We start from the raw sequence: 18,706 nt of genomic DNA on the forward strand, positions 1-18,706 counted from the left end.
AAAAGGAGAGATTTGATTATGACAACAGCAACTATTACGAAAGCAGCCATCAAACCATTTATCCAAGAGCGTTTAGCCGCTTATCAAGCCTTGGCATTAGATATCCACAATCACCCAGAAGTCAGCAACTATGAGTTTTATTCAGCCGATGCCCTGATCGCCCAATTAGAAAAAGAAGGCTTTGCTGTTAAAAAGGATGTGGCAGGCCATCGCACCGGCTTTGATGCCCGCTATGTCAGTGGAAAACCGGGCCCAACGATTGCCTTTTTAGCCGAGTATGATGCGTTACCTGGCATCGGTCATGCCTGCGGACACAATCTCTTCGGGACTTATTCCGTCTTAGCTGCCAGTGCTCTGCAACCTTTCATCGATGAGCTAGGCGGGGAGATTCGAGTCTATGGGACGCCAGGAGAAGAAGGTGGAGAAAATGGTTCCGCTAAAGGCAGTTTTGTCCGTGAAGGGTTCTTCGATGATGTCGATGCCGCTCTTTGTGTCCATCCAGCCCATCGCTATGGCAAAACGACGGCTTCATTAGCCAATGATCCAGTGGATATCAAGTTCTATGGTCGGGCTTCCCATGCGGCAGCTGCACCAGAAAAAGGCATCAACGCGTTAGAAGCATTGCTGCAAGTCTTTAACGGGATCAATGGGTTGCGCCTGCATTTACCAAAAGATGTCAATATTCATGGTGTGATCACCGATGGCGGCGTGGCAGCCAATGTCGTGCCAGAATATGCAGCCGGTCGTTTTTATTTACGAGCTGCCAATCGAGCAACCTTGAATGATGTCTACGAGAAAGTCGAAAACATCGTAAAAGGAGCCGCTTTAGCTACGGGAGCGACCTATGAATTTGGTTTGTTCCAAAACTCCGTCGACGATGTGATCGTGACACCAAGTTTTGATGAGATCTTCTTCGCCCATGCCCAAGAAGCGGGCGTACCTGCCGATGAGATCGATACGGAAGCCAAAACAAGCCTTGGTTCGTCTGATGTCGGCAATGTCAGTCAAGTGATCCCGACGATCCAACCCACCGTTTCGATTTCAGATGACTACATTGCGGGTCATTCGGAAGAATTCAAAGCCGCTGCCAAGAGTGAAAAAGGCTTGCAATCGATCGCCATCGCGGCGGAACTTTTAGCGCTGACGGCATTAGACCTTTTTGAGCAGCCAGCGTTATTAGAAAAAATCAAAGCCGATCATCAAGAAAGCCTAGCGAAAGGCAATTAATGCCAAAACCGTGAAGGAAGATAGTCAATAGTATAGAAAAAAAGTCTCTGCCGCAAAATGTCGGTAGAGACTTTTTAGTTAGTCGATGACTAAAATGCCTTCTTTCAATGAAAAAGGATTTTGTTGATTGATATGATCGTAGAACATGACCCCGTTCAAATGATCGATCTCATGCTGAACGACGATCGCAGGATAGTTCTTCAAACGAACTTTTTTCTTTTTGCCGTTGATGTCGTAATAGCTGATCGTAATCCGGGCATGGCGCACCACGTAGCCAGGGACTTCACGGTCCACGGACAGACAGCCCTCGCCTTCACCCAAACAAGCTTCTTGCACGGAATGACTTAGAATTTTAGGATTGTAAAGAACATCTTTAAAATCAGGTTCTGCTTTTTCTGGGTCGCTGCTAGGGACGAGGACCGCTGTGATTCGTTTTGAAATATCTAATTGAGGAGCTGCTAGACCAACACCACCTCTTAATTCGAGTTCTTCTGCCTTGACTGGGTCTTGGCTGTTTTCTAAAAAGGTCATCATTTCTTTTCCTAGTGCGATATCTTCTTCGCTCAAAGGAAAAGGTACTTCTTTTGCTACTTCACGCAAGGTTGGATTGCCTTCGCGAATAATATCATCCATTGTAATCATTGATGATGTGATTCCTCCTACTATGTAAAAATGACGAAAGCAAGTTTCGTTCCTAATAAAGTGTACCATAAGTGTAGAAAGAAGGGCATAAGAAAGTTTAAACGGTAAAGCTTTCTTATTAAATGAAACGATATTTCTATATTAATGATTTAATTATGAAATATAGTTGCGAATAGAGGAAGAATCAGTTATAATGCTTTTATAGAAAACGGTATCACGAAAGTGACCCACCAAGGAGGCAAAGAGATGTTCGGCTTTTCTGTATTTATGAACGAAGACTTGACGGTAGCAGAACTTGAGCAGATGACTGCGATGGCATCAGGCTTTAAAGGGATTTTCACCTCCATGCACATACCAGAAGATGATCGCAGTACTTATCGGCAGCGTTTGACGGACTTGGGAGGTTTCGCAAAAGACCATCAGCTGTCTTTAATGGTAGATATTTCTGGAAACGCATTAGCAGAAGCGGGCTTTTCCATCGACAATCTGGCGGAACTAAGGGAGATCGGTGTCACTGGTTTACGAATGGATTATGCGATCGACAATCAGCAAATCGCAGCTTTTTCAAAAGAAATGACCATCAGTTTGAATGCCAGTACATTGACGGAAAAAGACATTCGAGAGCTGCAGGCGTATGGAGCCGATTTTACTCGTTTGGAAGCTTGGCACAATTATTACCCCCGAACAGAAACGGGACTGGATGTTGGCTGGTTTCAGGAGAAGAACCGCTGGTTGAAAGCACAAGGCTTTTTCGTCCAAGCCTTTGTTCCAGGGGATGCCAAGAAACGCGGACCGTTATTTCAAGGATTACCCACACTGGAAAGACACCGCAACTGGTCGCCTTTTGCCGCAGCGATCGACTTATTGGCAACTGGCTCAGTCGATGCTGTTTACATTGGCGATGGCATGGTTTCTGAAAAAAGTGCCCAGCAGTTTGCGACGTATCTGGAAGAAGCACGGATCGTTTTGCGGGTCAAAGATCTTGGTTCCACTTACTTTGAACACGTCTTAGGGAATCACCAAAATCGTTACGATGAAGCTCGAGATGTCTTGCGCAGCGCCGATGCCCGTTTCAATGCGATTCCAGAAGTCAAACCTGAACTGAGTCAAGAGCGGCCAGTGGGTGCTGTGACGATCGATAACCAAGAGTACTTGCGCTATATGGGAGAGATCCAGGTGTGCAAACGACCTTTGCCGGCAGACCCAAAAGTCAACCTCGCCGCTCAGGTGATACCAGCCGATCTGCCGTTGATCCAACAAATCAAAGCAGGGATGCGATTTAAATTAGAAAGAGATGATTCCGATGAATAAAATCAATTTAGACAAATTAACGACCGAACGACGCAATAGTGAAACGAGCAATTTAGATGAAATGACGATTTTAGAAGCGTGTCAAAAAATGAACCAAGAAGATCAAAAAGTTGCCTATGCGGTGGAAAAAGAAATTCCTAGTATTGAAAAAGTGATTGAACAAACCATCGTCGCTTTTAAAAAGGGCGGACGCTTGATTTATCTTGGCGCTGGGACGAGTGGTCGATTAGGCGTCTTGGATGCGGCCGAATGTGTCCCAACCTTTGGGGTATCACCTGAGATGGTGGTCGGTCTGATCGCCGGTGGCGAAGAAGCGATGACGGTCGCTGTCGAAGGAGCAGAAGACTCCTTAACGCTAGGCAAACAAGACCTTGTCGATTTGAAGTTGAACCAAAATGATATGGTGATCGGGATCGCTGCCAGTGGCAGAACCCCTTACGTGATCGGGGCGCTTGACTATGCCAATGAGCTCGGTGCCACAACGGCTACGATCGCTTGTAATAAAGACGCGGAGATCTCTCAGCATGCCAGCTTTCCAATCGAGGTCGATTGTGGACCAGAATTTCTGACAGGTTCGACTCGTTTGAAATCTGGGACTGCCCAAAAACTGATCTTGAATATGATCTCGACGTTATCGATGGTAGGGATCGGCAAAGTCTACAATAATTTGATGGTCGACGTGAAAGCGACCAACGAAAAATTGGTGGAACGCTCAAAACGGATCATCATGCAGGCAACTGAAGCTGATTATGAAACAGCCGCCGCGGCATTTGAAGAAGCAGATCAGAATGTCAAATTGGCGATCGTGATGCTGTTGACTGATAGTACGAAAGACGAAGCACAAGCAAAACTTGCCACGGCACAAGGGTTTGTCAAAACGGCGTTAGGAGGAGAAAAGTAATGGCAAAAGAAACACTGACGGTAGAAGAGTTAGCGGAGAAGATTTTTCAAGAAGCCGGCGGAATGGACAACGTAGAAACAGTCAATCACTGTATGACTCGCGTACGAATGACCGTCCGCGACCACGATAAGGTCGATCAACAAGGGTTAAAAGAGATTCCCGGTGTGATGGGTGTCGTCAATGACGAGCAGCTGCAAGTCATTATCGGACCAGGGAAAGTCAACAAAGTAGCCAATGCAATGGTGGCAAAAGCTGGTGTTGATTTAGGGCAAGAGATCCCACAGCAAAAATCAGGCAAAGAGGCGTTATCAGAAAAAACGGCAGAGATGAAAGCAGCCCAAAAAGCCAAACAAAAATCATCACCATTAAAGTCGCTGCTGAAAGATATTTCTAATATCTTTGTTCCAATGATTCCAGCCTTCGTTGGTGCAGGACTCGTCGCAGGGATCGCTTCTGTCCTGACCAATATGATCACGGCTGGCCGATTAGATGGAGATACTTGGAATTATTATGTCATGATTTTAAACGTCCTCAGAAATGGGATGTTCACCTATTTAGCGATCTTTACTGGGGTCAATGCAGCGCAGGTCTTTAAAGCCAATCCAACCCTTGGTGGCGTGATCGGTTCGATCATCTTGCTGACAGGTATGAACCCAGAAGCCCCGATCCAAAACTTGTTCACTGGCGAAGCTTTAGCTGCCAACCAAGGAGGGATCATCGGTGTGATCTTCGCAGTATGGCTTTTGGCGAAATTAGAGGCAGTGCTGCATCGAGTGATTCCTGAAGCGATCGATATTATCGTGACCCCGACGTTGTGTTTGCTGATCATCGGTTTGACGGAGATTTTCTTGATCATGCCATTGGCAGGTCTGATCTCTGACAGCTTAGTCGGTTCGATCACTTGGGTCTTGAACGTGGGCGGTGCTTTCTCTGGGTTTGTCTTAGGGGCGGCCTTCCTACCAATGGTCATGTTTGGTTTGCATCAAATTTTGACCCCGATCCACATTCAAATGATCGAAGCAACAGGCAGCACACAATTATTACCGATCTTAGCCATGGCTGGTGCTGGTCAAGTCGGTGCAGCTTTAGCCTTATGGGTACGACTACGTAAAGACAAAGAGCTTTCTGAAATGATCAAAGGTGCATTGCCAGTTGGGATCTTGGGCATCGGCGAACCATTGATCTATGGAGTGACGTTGCCATTAGGTCGACCATTTATCACTGCTTGTATTGGTGGTGGGATCGGTGGTGCGGTCATTGGCGCTTTGACAAATATCGGCGCAACGGCGATTGGACCATCAGGGCTAGCTTTGATCCCCTTGATTGCCAACGGCCGTTGGATGGGCTATATTTTCGGCTTGTTAGCAGGCTATGCTGGCGGCTTCGTTGCCACCTACTTCTTTGGGATTCCGAAAGATCGCTTAGAAGCAGTCAAAGAAAGCGAGGCAGAAGAAGCAAAAACAGCTACAACCGTTACTGTGCAACCGCAACCAAAACAAACGAGTGAAACGGCTGCAAAGGAAACGACAGCAAATTCATCAGCAACAACGATCGATACACCCTTATACGCAGTAGCAACAGGCACGACAAAATCGATCAGTGCATCAAGTGATCCGGTATTTTCGCAAAAAATGATGGGCGACGGGTATTTCGTCTTGCCAGACAATGGTGCGATCTTTGCACCAGCAGCAGGAACCGTCACGACGATTTTTCCCACGAAACATGCATTGGGGATCAAGACTGCCAGCGGGCTAGAGATTCTGCTGCACATGGGTGTTGACACCGTCGAATTGCAAGGAGCACCTTTTGAGATCCTGGTGGAGGAAGGCCAAGCCGTGACACCAGCTACCCAAGTTGCCCAAGTCGATTTGGCACAGTTGACGGCTAAAGGCAAAGCTTCTGAGATGCTCGTGATCATTACCAATATGGAGCAAGTAGCCAATGTCGAAGGGTTACCAGGAACAGAAACAAAAGCGGGTCAAGCCGTCATGCACGTGGCAACGATAAAATAATGGTAAAACCTCTATCGGATAAAGATAGAGGTTTTTTTTAAGAAGTTACTAAATAGATTGCGAAAAATTTTCCTTTATGTTACAGTTTCGTTACAAAGGGAGTGATCCCATTCGAGGAGGCAATGAGGATGAAAAAAATAATTTGGTTCGGACTAATGACGCTGGCTTTTTCACCACTGATGGTTCATGCAGATGAAACAGCTACGAGTGAAAATGGCAATCAGGCTACCGTTAGCGAGACGCTTTCATCAGAGGCGCAATCAGGAACGGATCAGACACAAGCTGCTGTCCAAGAAAGTACAGTAGAAAATCAAGAGACGGATCAATCCGCTGCTTCAGAAACTACGACTACCGAGAATCAAGAACCAGTCGATTCCCAAGCCGTTATTGCCTCGATCCAAGCAGAGACGGGGACGCAAGATGTCAATGGGATCAACACGTTAGCCGATGAACCTAGTTCGCTGCGTAGCGCCTTAACCCAAGGGATCACTGAAGGAAGTGTGACCGCATTTACCCAAGAACAGTTGGACCAGTTGACAGATGAAGAATTGACCAATGGCAATCGTCTGGCGCTACGTTATTCCAGTGATGCGATGGGCTTTGATATTGCTTACTTAGCAAAAATCATCGGTGCCTTGTTTGTCGATCAGACGTTATCCTGGGAAGCCATTGAGCCGCAACTGGCTTTTGATGCGAATAGCTACGCCAGTTTTGCTGACTTGATTCCTGTTGTGGATCAGCTGCAGGAATATTTGCGGGTCGTCTATCCAGTAGACGGAGTCTTTTTACATTTGAATCAAGCCGTTTCCAACGAATGGATGATCTCAATTTTGACCAATTTAAATCAGATGGAACAAGAGATGCAAGTCGATCCAGGTGCCTTTGTCCCAGGACGGATCTCTTATATCATTCAAGCGGCAAATGATTCCATGTATCTGCCTACAGGCACGCAAACGAGTACGACTGAAGAAGCGACCGCAACATCGACGAGTGCTCAAGAAACAGCGACAACGACTTCTTCGAAAGAGGGCAACACTACTGCCGATGGTGAAAAAACATTACCTAAAACCAATGAAGCGCCAAGCTATACCTTACTGATCGCAGGTGTTATCCTGCTGCTGATCGTTTTCTTGATTCTATGGCGCCGCAAGAAAAAATGATTGTTATTTATAATCGTCAGAATGAAAAAATAGCAACCTTCGTTTTCCATCAGGGAAACGAAGGTTTTTTGTTTTCAGAAATTTCATTGGTTATTTCTTTTCAAATAACGCCCTTTATAAAAAGACCAGAATCGATTCCTTCATAAAAAAGTCAAATTTAAATTCTTGCATTCTCTGGTGAGGGGTGTATAATGACACAGTGTCATATGACAACGTGTCATATCGAGAGCTGTGATTTATTTTAAATTAGAAAGGAGTTGCTTGTGATGCCGACCGATACATTTTTTCACTTGCCGCCAGAAAAACAAAAGCGCATCTTAAATGCGGCGAAAAAAGAATTCTCAAGACTGCCGCTGAAAGACGCCTCGATCGCCAACATCATCAAAGATGCCGAGATTCCTCGCGGGAGTTTTTACCAATACTTCGAAAACAAAGAAGATCTTTATTACTATTATTTCCATACGTTGAAAAAAAATAGTCAGCGAGATCTGCTGAAATCGATCCAACATGAAAACGGGGATCTGTTTGCGGGGTTCGAATGGTACTTTTCACGGATGATCGCCGAGGTTTTCAAAGGCAAAAACGCAAACTTTTACCGCAATTTATTTATGAGTATGGATTATCGTTCCTTCCATAAAGTCGTGCCAGAGATGCAGCACAAGATGCATCAAGAAAACAAAGCCGATCGGCAGAAGCAGCAAGCCATCTTTTTGTCAGAGGTCGACAAAGATTTATTGAAAGTCAAAGACGACCATGAGTTGAAAATGCTGATCCAGCTGCTGATGCATACCGTCTTTTCGACGATTGCCGAAGCCTATCGCCAATCAGCGTTTGATCCAGACTATGATCCTGCCGAAGCGATCGCTGATTTCAACAGTAAAGTCCGCTGGTTAAGAGAGGGCGCAAAAAAAGAAAGAGGGGAAACCTATGATTAAGCTGATAAAACGCGTATCCGTCATTTCCATAATCATGGCAGTGGTGTTTATGGTGATCCAAGTCGTTTCTGATTTGTATCTACCGACATTGACTTCCAATATTATCAACAATGGGGTGGCGACAGGCGACATTGATTACATTTGGAAAACCGGCTTTTACATGATCGGCTTTTCATTGATCAGTATCATCGCCGCTTTAGGAAATACGTATTTCGCAACAAGAGAATCACAAAAATTAGGACAAAAACTACGTTCGGACATTTACCAAAAAGTTGAGAATTTTTCTTCTCGATCTTTTGATAAATTTGGGACCGCATCATTGATTACAAGAACCACCAACGACGTCAACCAAATTCAAATGGTGACGCAAATGTTTTTACGTATGATGATCAATGCACCGATCACACTGATTGGGGCGAGTTTCTTGGCCTATCAAAAAGATGCCCAATTAACCCGAATCTTTTTAGTCGTTATTCCTATCATGCTAGTATTGGTCGGCGGTATTATGTATTTTGCCGTTCCTTTATTCAAAAGTATGCAAAAGAAAACCGACCGTTTGAACTTAGTCTTTCGTGAAGGCTTGACGGGGGTCCGCGTTATTCGGGCATTTGACAAGACGGATTATGAAGCGAATCGCTTTGATGAAGCCAACAAAGATTACACCCACACCGCGATTAAAGTAAATACCATCGTGGCATTGATGATGCCATTGATGACGTTGATCATGAGTGGGACGAACATTGCCATCACATGGTTTGGTGGTCATTATATTGCCGAAATGACCTTAGAAGTCGGGAACTTGATTGCGTTTATGACCTATGCAATGCAAATTTTGATCAGCTTTATGATGCTGTCCATGATCTTCGTGATGGTGCCAAGAGCCCAAGCATCAGCTGATCGGATCAACGAAGTCTTAAATGAAGAAGATGAAATTCTCGATCCAAAAACACCAGCGACATTGAGCTTACAAGGGGACCAAGCAACCTTGGCCTTTGACCATGTGGCGTATCGCTACCAAGGCGCTGAGAAATTGGCGTTGGAAGATATCGATTTTCAAGCAAAATCTGGTGATTTTGTTGCCATCATCGGTGGGACGGGCTCAGGGAAAACGACCTTAGTCAATCTCTTGCCTCGTTTGTACGATGTGGAGTCTGGTGCAATCAAAATCAATGGGGTCAATATTGCAGAAGTCACCCAGCACAATCTACGAGAAGTCGTGGGCTTTGTTCCGCAAAAAGCGGTACTGTTTTCTGGTACCATTCGTGAAAATATGAAATACGGAAAACCCGATGCATCAGATGAAGAAATCTGGCAAGCCTTAGAGATCGCCCAAGCCAAAGATTTTGTCTCCGAACTGGCAGATGGCTTAGATAGCCGTGTAGAACAAGGCGGCGGCAACTTCTCTGGTGGACAACGTCAACGTTTAGCGATCGCTCGTGCGTTAGTGAAACAAGCAGATGTCTATGTCTTTGATGATTCCTTCTCCGCACTGGACTTCAAAACCGATGCCAACTTACGAGCAGCGCTGAAACGCGACATGCAAGACAGCATTATGGTCGTGGTTGCCCAACGGGTCAGCACCGTCATGGATGCCGATACGATCTTAGTATTGGATGAAGGAAAACTCGTAGGAAAAGGAACCCATGAATCATTAATGGCAGACAATGAAACCTACCAAGAAATCGTTTCTTCACAATTGAGAGAGGAGGATCTTGCATGAGTGAAAAGAAAACAACAACACAACACCGTGGCGGACCAATGGGCGGCGGTCCAGGCCGTAACATCGGTGCCAAAGGACCAAAACCAAAAAACTTTTTGGGGACGGTCAAACGGCTTTTCGGGTACATGTCGAAACGCTCCATCGCTATCATTGCCGTCTTCGTTTTAGCGATCGCAGCCGTGATCTTCCAAATCCAAACACCGAAAATTTTAGGGGAAGCGACCACTGAAATTTTTAAAGGTGTCATGATCGGTGCGCAGCAGATGCAAGCCGGCCAACAGGTAACAGAATTTCCTATCGATTTTGAGAAAGTTGGTCAAATCATTTTGATCGCGATCGGCATGTATGTGATTTCAGCCGTCTTCAACTTTCTACAACAGTTTATTATGACCCGTGTCTCGCAACGGACGGTTTATGAGCTGCGTCGTGACTTAGATGAAAAAATGAACCGCTTGCCGATCTCTTACTATGATACTCACTCAAATGGGGATATCATGTCACGGGCGATCAATGATATGGATAATATCGCAAGTACCCTGCAACAAAACTTGACCCAATTTATTACGAGTGTCGTGACCTTTATCGGGGTTTTGTGGATGATGCTGACGATCAGTTGGCAACTGACTTTGGTTGCTTTAGCAACGGTTCCTTTAAGCTTGATCGTCGTGATGATCGTCGCACCAAAATCGCAAAAATTCTTTGCGGCACAACAAAAAAGTTTAGGATTGCTCAATGACCAAGTCGAAGAAACTTACGGCGGTCATACCGTTGTCAAAACCTTCAACCATGAAGCCGCCGATCAAGTCGTTTTTGAAGAAGAAAATGACCGTCTGTATTCCGCTGGTTGGAAAGCCCAATTTATTTCAGCGATCATTATGCCTTTGATGAACTTCATTAAAAACTTAGGCTATGTCTTCGTGGCTGTCCTTGGTGGGATCAAAGTGGCGAATGGGAACATGACGTTAGGGGATGTGCAAGCATTCTTGCAATACACCAATCAATTCTCTCAACCGATCACTCAAATCGCTAGCTTGCTGAACACCATCCAATCAACCGTTGCATCTGCTGAACGGGTCTTTGAAGTCTTGGATGAAGAAGAAATGACTGATGAGCCTTCTGGATTGCCAGTGGAAGACAGTGAATACAAAGTTCGTTTCGATCATGTTCAATTTGGTTATACCCCAGACAAATTATTGATGACCGATTTTAATCTGGATGTCAAAGCTGGTGAGATGGTGGCTATCGTAGGACCTACCGGCGCTGGGAAAACCACGCTGATCAATCTCTTGGAACGTTTTTATGATGTTTCTGGCGGTAGCATTCGTTACGATGGCAAAGATACCCGAGACTTGACTCGTGATGAGTTGCGTAGTAATATCTCGATGGTGCTGCAAGATACGTGGTTGTTTACTGGTTCCATCTATGACAACATTCATTATGGAAATGAAAAAGCAACCAAAGAGCAAGTGATCGCTGCGGCGAAAGCTGCCCATGTGGATGATTTTGTTCGCAAATTGCCAGAAGGCTATGATACGGTCTTGAATGAAGAAGCCAGCAACATCTCCCAAGGTCAACGTCAGCTGATCACGATCGCCCGCGCCTTCTTAGCGGATCCCGACGTTTTGATTTTGGATGAAGCAACTTCTAGTGTCGATACGCGGACGGAAATCTTGATCCAAAAAGCAATGGGTCGTTTGTTAGAAAATCGGACCAGCTTTGTGGTTGCTCACCGTCTCTCTACAATTCGTGATGCTGACAATATCATCGTGATGAATCACGGGTCCATTGTTGAGACTGGAAATCATGAGGAATTGATGGCACAAAACGGTTTCTATGCAGACCTGTATAACAGTCAATTTTCAGAAGAAGTGGCGTGATCCACTGTTTGTAATGAAAGAAATTCTTCCCCAAATGATGATAAACAGACCGCCAAAGGTTGACTGAAAGAAAGCAGTGATTGTCACTGCTTTCTTTTTTTTATGAATTTTTATCGCTTTAATTTAAATATTTATTGCAATTAACTGGGTTAAAATGTATATTAATACATAATTTCGAATAATCTAAGACAAGGAGTGAAACCAATGAGTCATCTTTTTCCTAATTACAGCCGTTTACCCATCGATATCCAGAAAGGCAACGGCAGCTATGTGGTAGATTCGCAAGGCAACCAATATTTAGATTTAACAAGCGGCATCGGGGTCGTTAATCTCGGTTATGGGCATCCCAAAGTGCAAGCCGCATTGATGACACAAGCAGAGCAGATTTGGCATGTGCCGAATTTGTATGACAGCCAGTTGCAAGAAGAAGTTGCCCAAAAACTGACCCAAAATCAAAAGAGCGCCTCAGACGAACCGTATCTGGCTTATTTTTGCAATAGTGGCGCTGAGGCGAACGAAGCTGCTTTAAAGCTGGCTCGCAAAGCGACTGGCCGCAGCAAAGTCATTAGTTTTGAACAATCTTTTCATGGTCGAACCTTTGGGGCGATGTCTTTGACTGGGCAAAGTAGTATCCATGATGGGTTTGGACCGTTAGTACCAGAGATGGTGTATGTACCCTTTAATGACCTTGAGGCATTGCAAGCCGTTTTAGATGAGCAGACGGCAGCCGTGTTTTTAGAATTGATCCAAGGCGAAGGCGGTGTGATCCCTGCTGAGGTGGCGTGGGTCCAAGCGGTGGCAGCCCTTTGTCAGGAGTTGGGGGTACTACTGGTGGTGGATGAGATCCAAACCGGGATGGGACGGACAGGAACACTGTTTGCTTTTGAAGGATATGGCATTGAACCTGATCTTTTTACCGTAGCAAAAGGGCTTGGTAACGGGATCCCTGTCGGAGCGATGCTAGGCAAAAGCCATTTGCAAACGGCTTTTGGACCCGGTAGTCACGGTTCGACCTTTGGTGGCAATAAATTAGCGATGGCCGCTGCTAGTGCCGTTTGCAGTGTGTTGCAAGAAGGGGACATTCAAGTCAATGTTCAATTGCGCCAGCAGCAGTTTCTCGACGGATTGCAAGGACTATCTAAGGTGCAGGCGATTCGTGGGAAAGGATTGATGATCGGTATCGAATTAGCCGATTCGGAAAGCTTGCAATCCGTGTTGACCCAACTGCGGAACCAAGGCCTCCTCGCATTAAAAGCGGGAACCAAGGTTTTGCGCTTGCTGCCACCTTTAACGATCTCGCAAGAGGAAACGACAGCAGCCTTGGCGATTTTGCAAGCTGTCTTAGCATAATTGCATAAAAATAGATTTTTCGGGCTTTTTTTCTTATAAAAACCGAATAATAGCGAATTTATTTTGAATAGTTTTATAAATAATCATTGACAGAGCGATGGGAGTTTCTTATAATCTTAAGTAAATTCTTTTGAGGAGTGACGTATTTGAAGGCAGCAATCGTTGGTGTAACAGGGTATACCGGAATTGAATTGATTCGTTTGATCCAGCAACATCCCCAATTGGAGGTGGGCACCTTGCATAGTCATTCTATGCATGAAAATTCATCAGTTTTGTATCCTCATTTAATTGGACTGACGGAGCGGCTGATCGAACCTTTTGATGCAGAAAAAATCCAAAAGGAAAATCAACTCGTGTTTTTTGCGACTCCTGCTGGAATCAGCAAAGAACTCGCAGCGACTTTTGTCGCAAATGACTTTCCAGTGATTGACCTTTCTGGTGATCTGCGATTGAAGGATCGGGATAGCTATCAAAAATGGTATCACCAAGAAGCTGCACCTGCCGAATTGTTGGCACAAGCGACCTATTCGCTGCCTGAGTTTGCAACGACTCCTGGCAATTTGATCGCCAATCCAGGCTGTTATGCGACTGCTGCCATTTTAGCTGCTGCGCCGTTGGTTCAGCAAAAACTATTCAGCGGTACGTTGATTTTTGATGGCAAGTCGGGTTTGTCGGGTGCTGGTAAGAAATTGACGGACAGCAGTCACTTTGCAACCGCTGCGGATAACATGACGATGTATAAGCCAAATCAGCATCAGCATATTCCTGAGATCATGCAGCAGTTTCAGCAATGGGATCAGGCAATGCCGCCGATCCAATTTTCTACCAGCTTACTGCCTGTCAAAAGAGGGATCTTTATGACGCTTTATGCGCCTATCAAAGACGCGATTTCGCAAGAGGACATCTATGAGCAGTACGTAAAAACGTATCAAGACCATCCGTTTGTCCGAGTGCAACCGTTAGGAAAGCTGCCCGAGCTGCGGCAAGTGACGGGAACGAATTTTTGTGACATTGGCATATGTTTCAATCCGCTGACCAAAGTGTTGACCGTTGTCGCAGTGATCGATAATTTAGGCAAAGGGGCTGCTGGCCAAGCGATCCAAAACTTCAATCGATGGGCAAAGATACCAGAAACGACTGGTCTTATGCAAGCACCGTTATATCCATAAAATAGCCAACAGACGCGTGAGGATACTCGTGTCAGCCAGTGGACAATCCGCAAAAAGGTGGCAGTAGGAGGAAAGAAAATGAAAGAAATCGAAGGAACGATCGCAACCCCCAAAGGTTTTTTTGCCGACGGTCTGCATTGCGGTCTGAAGAAAGAGAAAGTCGATCTTGGTTGGATCGTCTCTGAAGTGCCAGCCAGTGCTGCGGCAGTCTTTACCACCAATCAAGTACAAGCGGCACCCATTCTCGTTACAAAGGAAAAAATGCAAGCAGGCACCTTGCAAGGCGTGATCGTCAATGCGGGCAATGCCAATGCTTGTACCGGGGAGCAAGGTTTAAAAGATGCACAAGAGATGGCAGAATTGGCAGCAGCCCAGCTGCATACGAGTCCCGAAGCCTTTGCGGTAGCCTCCACCGGGATCATTGGTAAGAGCTTACCGATGGAAAAAATCACTGCAGGGATTCAGCAACTAAACAGGCAAGGGGATGCCCACCGATTTCAAAGAGCGATTTTGACGACGGATCTGACTGAAAAAAGCAGTGTCATCCAATCAACGATCGCTGACAAAACGGTGACTATTGCGGGCTGTGCCAAAGGGTCTGGTATGATCCATCCCAATATGGCTACGATGCTGGCCTTTGTTACGACGGATGCGGCGATCGCTCCAGCACTCTTGCAAGCACTGCTGAAAGAATTAACCGACGTTACCTTCAATCAAATCACGGTCGATGGCGATACATCCACCAATGATATGGTGTTAGTTTTAGCCAACGGGTTAGCCAAAAATCCAACGATTGAAGCTGACACGCCAGCTTATCATGAGTTTAAAGGGATGCTCAAAGCAGTTCTGACCGCACTAGCCAAAGCAGTTGCAAAGGACGGAGAAGGCGCCAGCAAATTGATCGAAGCTCACACGAGTGGAGCTGTGACCGATGAAGCAGCCCGAATGATCAGCAAAACCATCGTTGGTTCGCCACTGGTCAAAACAGCCCTCTTTGGCAAAGACCCGAACTGGGGGCGTATCTTATGTGCAGTGGGCTATAGTGGGCAGCCGATCGATCCAGCAACAATATCGATTGCATTAGCCGACATTCCCGTCTTTGTCCAAGGGACACCGGTAGCTTTTGACGAAACCATCATGCAAGAACAGTTGGCGGAAAATGAAGTCAAAGTCGCTGTCGAGCTGAAAGAAGGGACAGGCGTTGGCACCGCTTGGGGCTGTGATCTGACGTATGACTATGTGAAAATCAACGCACTATATCATACCTGAAAGAAATCAGGTACTAGACAAAAAGGAGCGAGTAGATGGAAACGATCGTAGTAAAAATCGGCGGTGTCGCCTCAGACAATTTAACCCCGTCATTCTTTGAGACGATAGCAGATTGGCAAGCTGCGGGCAAAAAAGTAGTCATCGTCCATGGCGGCGGTCACTACATCTCAGAAATGATGGAGAAAATGGCGTTGACAGTCACGATCAAAGACGGCCTGCGGGTGACCGACCCCCAGACGCTTGAAGTAACTAGAATGGTCCTTTTGGGACAAGTTCAACCGCTGATCACGACCGCTTTCCAGCAAGCTGGGTTCCATGCCGTAGGACTGAATGCTGGCTGTGATCAACTGATTCAAGGAGAAGTCATTAATGAAGAAAAATTAGGACAGGTGGGGAAGGTTCAACAAATCAACGCTGCTTTCCTGCAGCTCTTGACAGAGAAAAAACATGTCCCGATCCTAGCACCGCTAGGAATTACCCCAGAGGGGCAATGGCTGAACATCAATGCCGATGAAGTAGCGTGTCAGGTTGCTGCTAGTTTACAAGCCGAAAAACTATATTTGTTGACGGATGTCCCTGGGATCAAGCAAGAAAGCCAGTGGTTATCAGCTGTTTCTTTTGAAGAGATCCCCCGTTTGATCACCGAAGAAGTAGTCACAGGCGGCATGCTGCCAAAATTAAAAAGTGCGCAGAAAGCCTTGAAAGCAGGGGTAGCTGCCGTTTGTATCACCGATCGAATCGATCGTTTAGGAACCCAGATCCTCGCGGCAAGTCCAGCCGCAGCTGTCTGTAGCTGAAGCCATCAGCAACACCCAAATGCCTCTTCTCTACTCATAAAAATGCAAAATTCTGACTTTTCTGTGCTTTTCTTCTTATTTTCTCTAAAAAAAGAATAAAATAGGTAGGGATTTCATTTGCTAGAATTTCGTTTTATCAGTACAATGAGTACATATGTAAGTAGGGGGAGAAACAATGACAGATTTCTTATTGGGGAGCAGTACGAAGTTGCTGACTGTTGCAATCCGGGTAAAAGACCGTGATCAAGCGATTGCCTTTTATCGGGATGTACTTGGTTTTGAGTTGAAAAGAGAAGAAAATGAATTGGCCATCTTTGGTCTAAAAGGATTAGATAGAGAAGTTTTATGGTTGGAAGAAAGCCCGCGTGCCAACGATCACTTCGGCGAGATCAAAAAAATGCAGCGCATCGTCTTAGCCGTATCCTCATTAGAAGAAGCGGCAACTATCGCGAGCAATGCCCAACAAAAAGCGATTGCTTTCGAAGAAGCTCGTTATGAAGCGAATCAATTAGGCTTTATTATAGCTGATCCAGAAGGGAACAAAATTGAAGTCTTATTTACAGCACCCGCAGGAACTGCGGTACCAAAAGACGAAGCAGAATTGATCAAAGCGGCACCTGCAAAAGCGGCTGGCTTATCAAAAGAAGCTCATTTTGGCAAGCTGTATTTAAACGTCAGTGATCTAGCCAAAGAGCAGCTTTTCTTAGAAGAAAGCTTAGGCTTGAAAACAAAAGAAGCCGAAACGAAGGAATTTATCCTCAATGATGGTGACTTCCAAGTCGGCTTGACTGAAGCACAAGGTGGTACGATCGATTTGCCGACCCATGAGGTGCTTGGCTTAGACTTCTTGAAAATCTCCATCAGTCAAGAAGATATCGATACATTGGAAAAGCACTTGTCTGAGAAGAACCAAGAGTTCTTCATCGACAAAAAACGGAAGTTGTTGACGACCTACGATGCGATCGGTATCGAATGGTGGTTTATCGTTAAAAAATAATAGCTTATGAAAGAAAAAGCAGAGAGGGCGATTCTCTGCTTTTTCTTTTTTTTTGTCAAAAAAAGAAACTTTTGTTTTTATTTCGCACGAAAGAGTGCAAAAACCTGTTACATCGATTTGAAGACCAATCATTGAAAAAACGGTAGTTTATCTGTATTAGCAGAGCAGGTCCAATCTATTTGGCTTTTCTTGTTTTGTTATTTAATAGTTTGGGTGCTTGTTTTAAAACTTAATATAATAGCTATTATGATTCAAAAAACCTAAACATTATATTGAATTATGGTTATTCTTAATTTATAATAAAAAAGAATCGAGATTCGATGGCTCTGGACGCAGAGATTGTTCGTTGTTTATTTTGTATGCGGTTTCTATTGTGGGTGCGACAAGGTGGAATTGGGAAGACAAGGAGTAGATGTGATGGAAAAAAAGTGGATACAGCGATATTTTGCTCAGTGGGATCTGCAGATGATGGTACTGCCTGCGATCTTACTGGTAGGCATTTTTAGTTATATCCCAATGTACGGGATTTTGATGGCGTTTCAACAGTACAATATTTTTGAAGGTATGACAGGCAGTCCATGGATCGGCTTTGATAATTTTCGGCGCTTTTTTAGTGAACCACGTTTTTGGGAAATTTTACGGAATACCATTATGATCAGTGTGCTAAAGATTGCTATTTGTTTTCCAGCACCGATTTTGTTGGCATTGATGCTTAACGAGGTCAAGAACGTTGCCTTCAAGCGTGTGGTGCAGACGATTACTTATCTCCCACACTTTTTATCATGGGTGATCGTGGCGGGGTTTACGATGTCGATTTTATCGATGGATAACGGTAGCTTAAATATTGCTTTGGAGAGTTTAAACCTAATCGATGAACCAATCAACTTTTTATCGATCCCTCGCTATTTCTGGACGATCATCGTTACGACAAATCTTTGGAAATCGATTGGCTTTGGCTCGATCGTCTATATGGCAGCCATTGCTGGGATCGATCCGCAACTGTACGAAGCAGCATCACTAGATGGCGCAACGAAATTTCAGCAAGTCTTTTTGATCACTCTGCCTTCGATCGTTCCAATCATTACGATTTTTCTCATTTTGGAGATCGGTAACTTATTGAATGCGGGCTTTGAAGATTTGCTTTTACTGGGGAGCAATCCAGCTCTTAGAAATGTGGCGGATGTCATTGATACCTATGTGTATCGGGTAGGGATCAGCAACTCTCAATATTCATACGCAACAGCTGTTGGTTTGTTCAAAGCAGTCATTAGTGTCACTCTTTTGAGCGGAGCAAACTTTTTCGCATGCAAAGTGGGTCACAGCTTATGGTAATCAGCAG

At 45.1% G+C, this 18,706-nt stretch carries 15 protein-coding genes; 14 read left to right on the plus strand and 1 reads right to left on the minus strand.

Translation table 11 applies throughout. From position 1 onward, the window contains the following. Positions 1–18: 18 nt before the first annotated feature. Positions 19–1,227 carry a M20 family metallopeptidase gene (locus tag IGI69_RS01910; protein WP_015508853.1) on the plus strand — a complete coding sequence of 403 codons (1,209 nt, stop codon included), beginning with the start codon at positions 19–21 and terminating at the stop codon, positions 1,225–1,227. Positions 1,228–1,305: 78 nt separating this feature from the next. On the opposite strand, the gene def is transcribed toward IGI69_RS01910, so the two are convergent. Beyond that, a complete protein-coding gene (gene def, locus IGI69_RS01915) occupies positions 1,306–1,869 on the minus strand; it encodes a peptide deformylase (protein WP_008376209.1) in 564 nt (187 codons plus the stop codon). A 246-nt stretch (positions 1,870–2,115) separates the two neighbouring features. On the opposite strand from def, the gene IGI69_RS01920 reads away from it, so the two are divergent. From IGI69_RS01920 to IGI69_RS01980, 13 genes are all read left to right on the plus strand, one after another. Further along, positions 2,116–3,180: a DUF871 domain-containing protein gene (locus IGI69_RS01920; RefSeq protein ID WP_201691150.1), complete on the plus strand. Its 1,065-nt coding sequence runs from the start codon at positions 2,116–2,118 to the stop codon at positions 3,178–3,180. Next, a complete protein-coding gene (gene murQ, locus IGI69_RS01925) occupies positions 3,173–4,081 on the plus strand; it encodes an N-acetylmuramic acid 6-phosphate etherase (RefSeq protein WP_010748684.1) in 909 nt (302 codons plus the stop codon). The genes IGI69_RS01920 and murQ overlap by 8 nt, the downstream gene beginning before the upstream one ends. Next, positions 4,081–6,093, plus strand: a complete 2,013-nt coding sequence (locus IGI69_RS01930; protein ID WP_201691161.1) for a glucose PTS transporter subunit IIA — start codon at positions 4,081–4,083, stop codon at positions 6,091–6,093. Before murQ ends, IGI69_RS01930 begins: the two co-directional genes overlap by 1 nt. Before the next feature lie 128 nt (positions 6,094–6,221). After that, positions 6,222–7,253 carry an LPXTG cell wall anchor domain-containing protein gene (locus IGI69_RS01935; RefSeq protein ID WP_438739513.1) on the plus strand — a complete coding sequence of 344 codons (1,032 nt, stop codon included), beginning with the start codon at positions 6,222–6,224 and terminating at the stop codon, positions 7,251–7,253. Between the two features lie 266 nt (positions 7,254–7,519). Continuing rightward, positions 7,520–8,188: a TetR/AcrR family transcriptional regulator gene (locus IGI69_RS01940; protein WP_005227217.1), complete on the plus strand. Its 669-nt coding sequence runs from the start codon at positions 7,520–7,522 to the stop codon at positions 8,186–8,188. After that, entirely contained in the window at positions 8,181–9,908 is a 1,728-nt protein-coding gene (locus tag IGI69_RS01945) for an ABC transporter ATP-binding protein (RefSeq protein ID WP_005227218.1), read from the plus strand. Before IGI69_RS01940 ends, IGI69_RS01945 begins: the two co-directional genes overlap by 8 nt. Further along, on the plus strand, positions 9,905–11,785 hold the full coding sequence (locus tag IGI69_RS01950) for an ABC transporter ATP-binding protein (protein WP_201691165.1): 1,881 nt from the start codon (positions 9,905–9,907) through the stop codon (positions 11,783–11,785). Before IGI69_RS01945 ends, IGI69_RS01950 begins: the two co-directional genes overlap by 4 nt. A 204-nt stretch (positions 11,786–11,989) precedes the next feature. After that, the gene (locus IGI69_RS01955; RefSeq protein WP_438739516.1) at positions 11,990–13,135 is read left to right on the plus strand and encodes an acetylornithine transaminase; all 1,146 of its coding nucleotides are present in this window, start codon (positions 11,990–11,992) and stop codon (positions 13,133–13,135) included. 146 nt (positions 13,136–13,281) lie between these two features. Continuing rightward, the gene (argC, locus tag IGI69_RS01960) at positions 13,282–14,304 is read left to right on the plus strand and encodes an N-acetyl-gamma-glutamyl-phosphate reductase (RefSeq protein WP_438739518.1); all 1,023 of its coding nucleotides are present in this window, start codon (positions 13,282–13,284) and stop codon (positions 14,302–14,304) included. A gap of 78 nt (positions 14,305–14,382) precedes the next feature. Next, entirely contained in the window at positions 14,383–15,573 is a 1,191-nt protein-coding gene (argJ, locus tag IGI69_RS01965; RefSeq protein WP_438739520.1) for a bifunctional glutamate N-acetyltransferase/amino-acid acetyltransferase ArgJ, read from the plus strand. 35 nt (positions 15,574–15,608) lie between these two features. Next, entirely contained in the window at positions 15,609–16,370 is a 762-nt protein-coding gene (gene argB / locus IGI69_RS01970) for an acetylglutamate kinase (RefSeq protein WP_086294469.1), read from the plus strand. A 175-nt stretch (positions 16,371–16,545) separates the two neighbouring features. Continuing rightward, the gene (locus tag IGI69_RS01975; RefSeq protein WP_015508862.1) at positions 16,546–17,367 is read left to right on the plus strand and encodes a VOC family protein; all 822 of its coding nucleotides are present in this window, start codon (positions 16,546–16,548) and stop codon (positions 17,365–17,367) included. Between the two features lie 417 nt (positions 17,368–17,784). After that, on the plus strand, positions 17,785–18,699 hold the full coding sequence (locus IGI69_RS01980) for an ABC transporter permease (RefSeq protein ID WP_438739523.1): 915 nt from the start codon (positions 17,785–17,787) through the stop codon (positions 18,697–18,699). Positions 18,700–18,706 lie beyond the last annotated feature (7 nt).

It is taken from the genome of Enterococcus sp. DIV1083b (genome assembly GCF_051713705.1).
GTDB lineage: Bacteria > Bacillota > Bacilli > Lactobacillales > Enterococcaceae > Enterococcus_D > Enterococcus_D casseliflavus.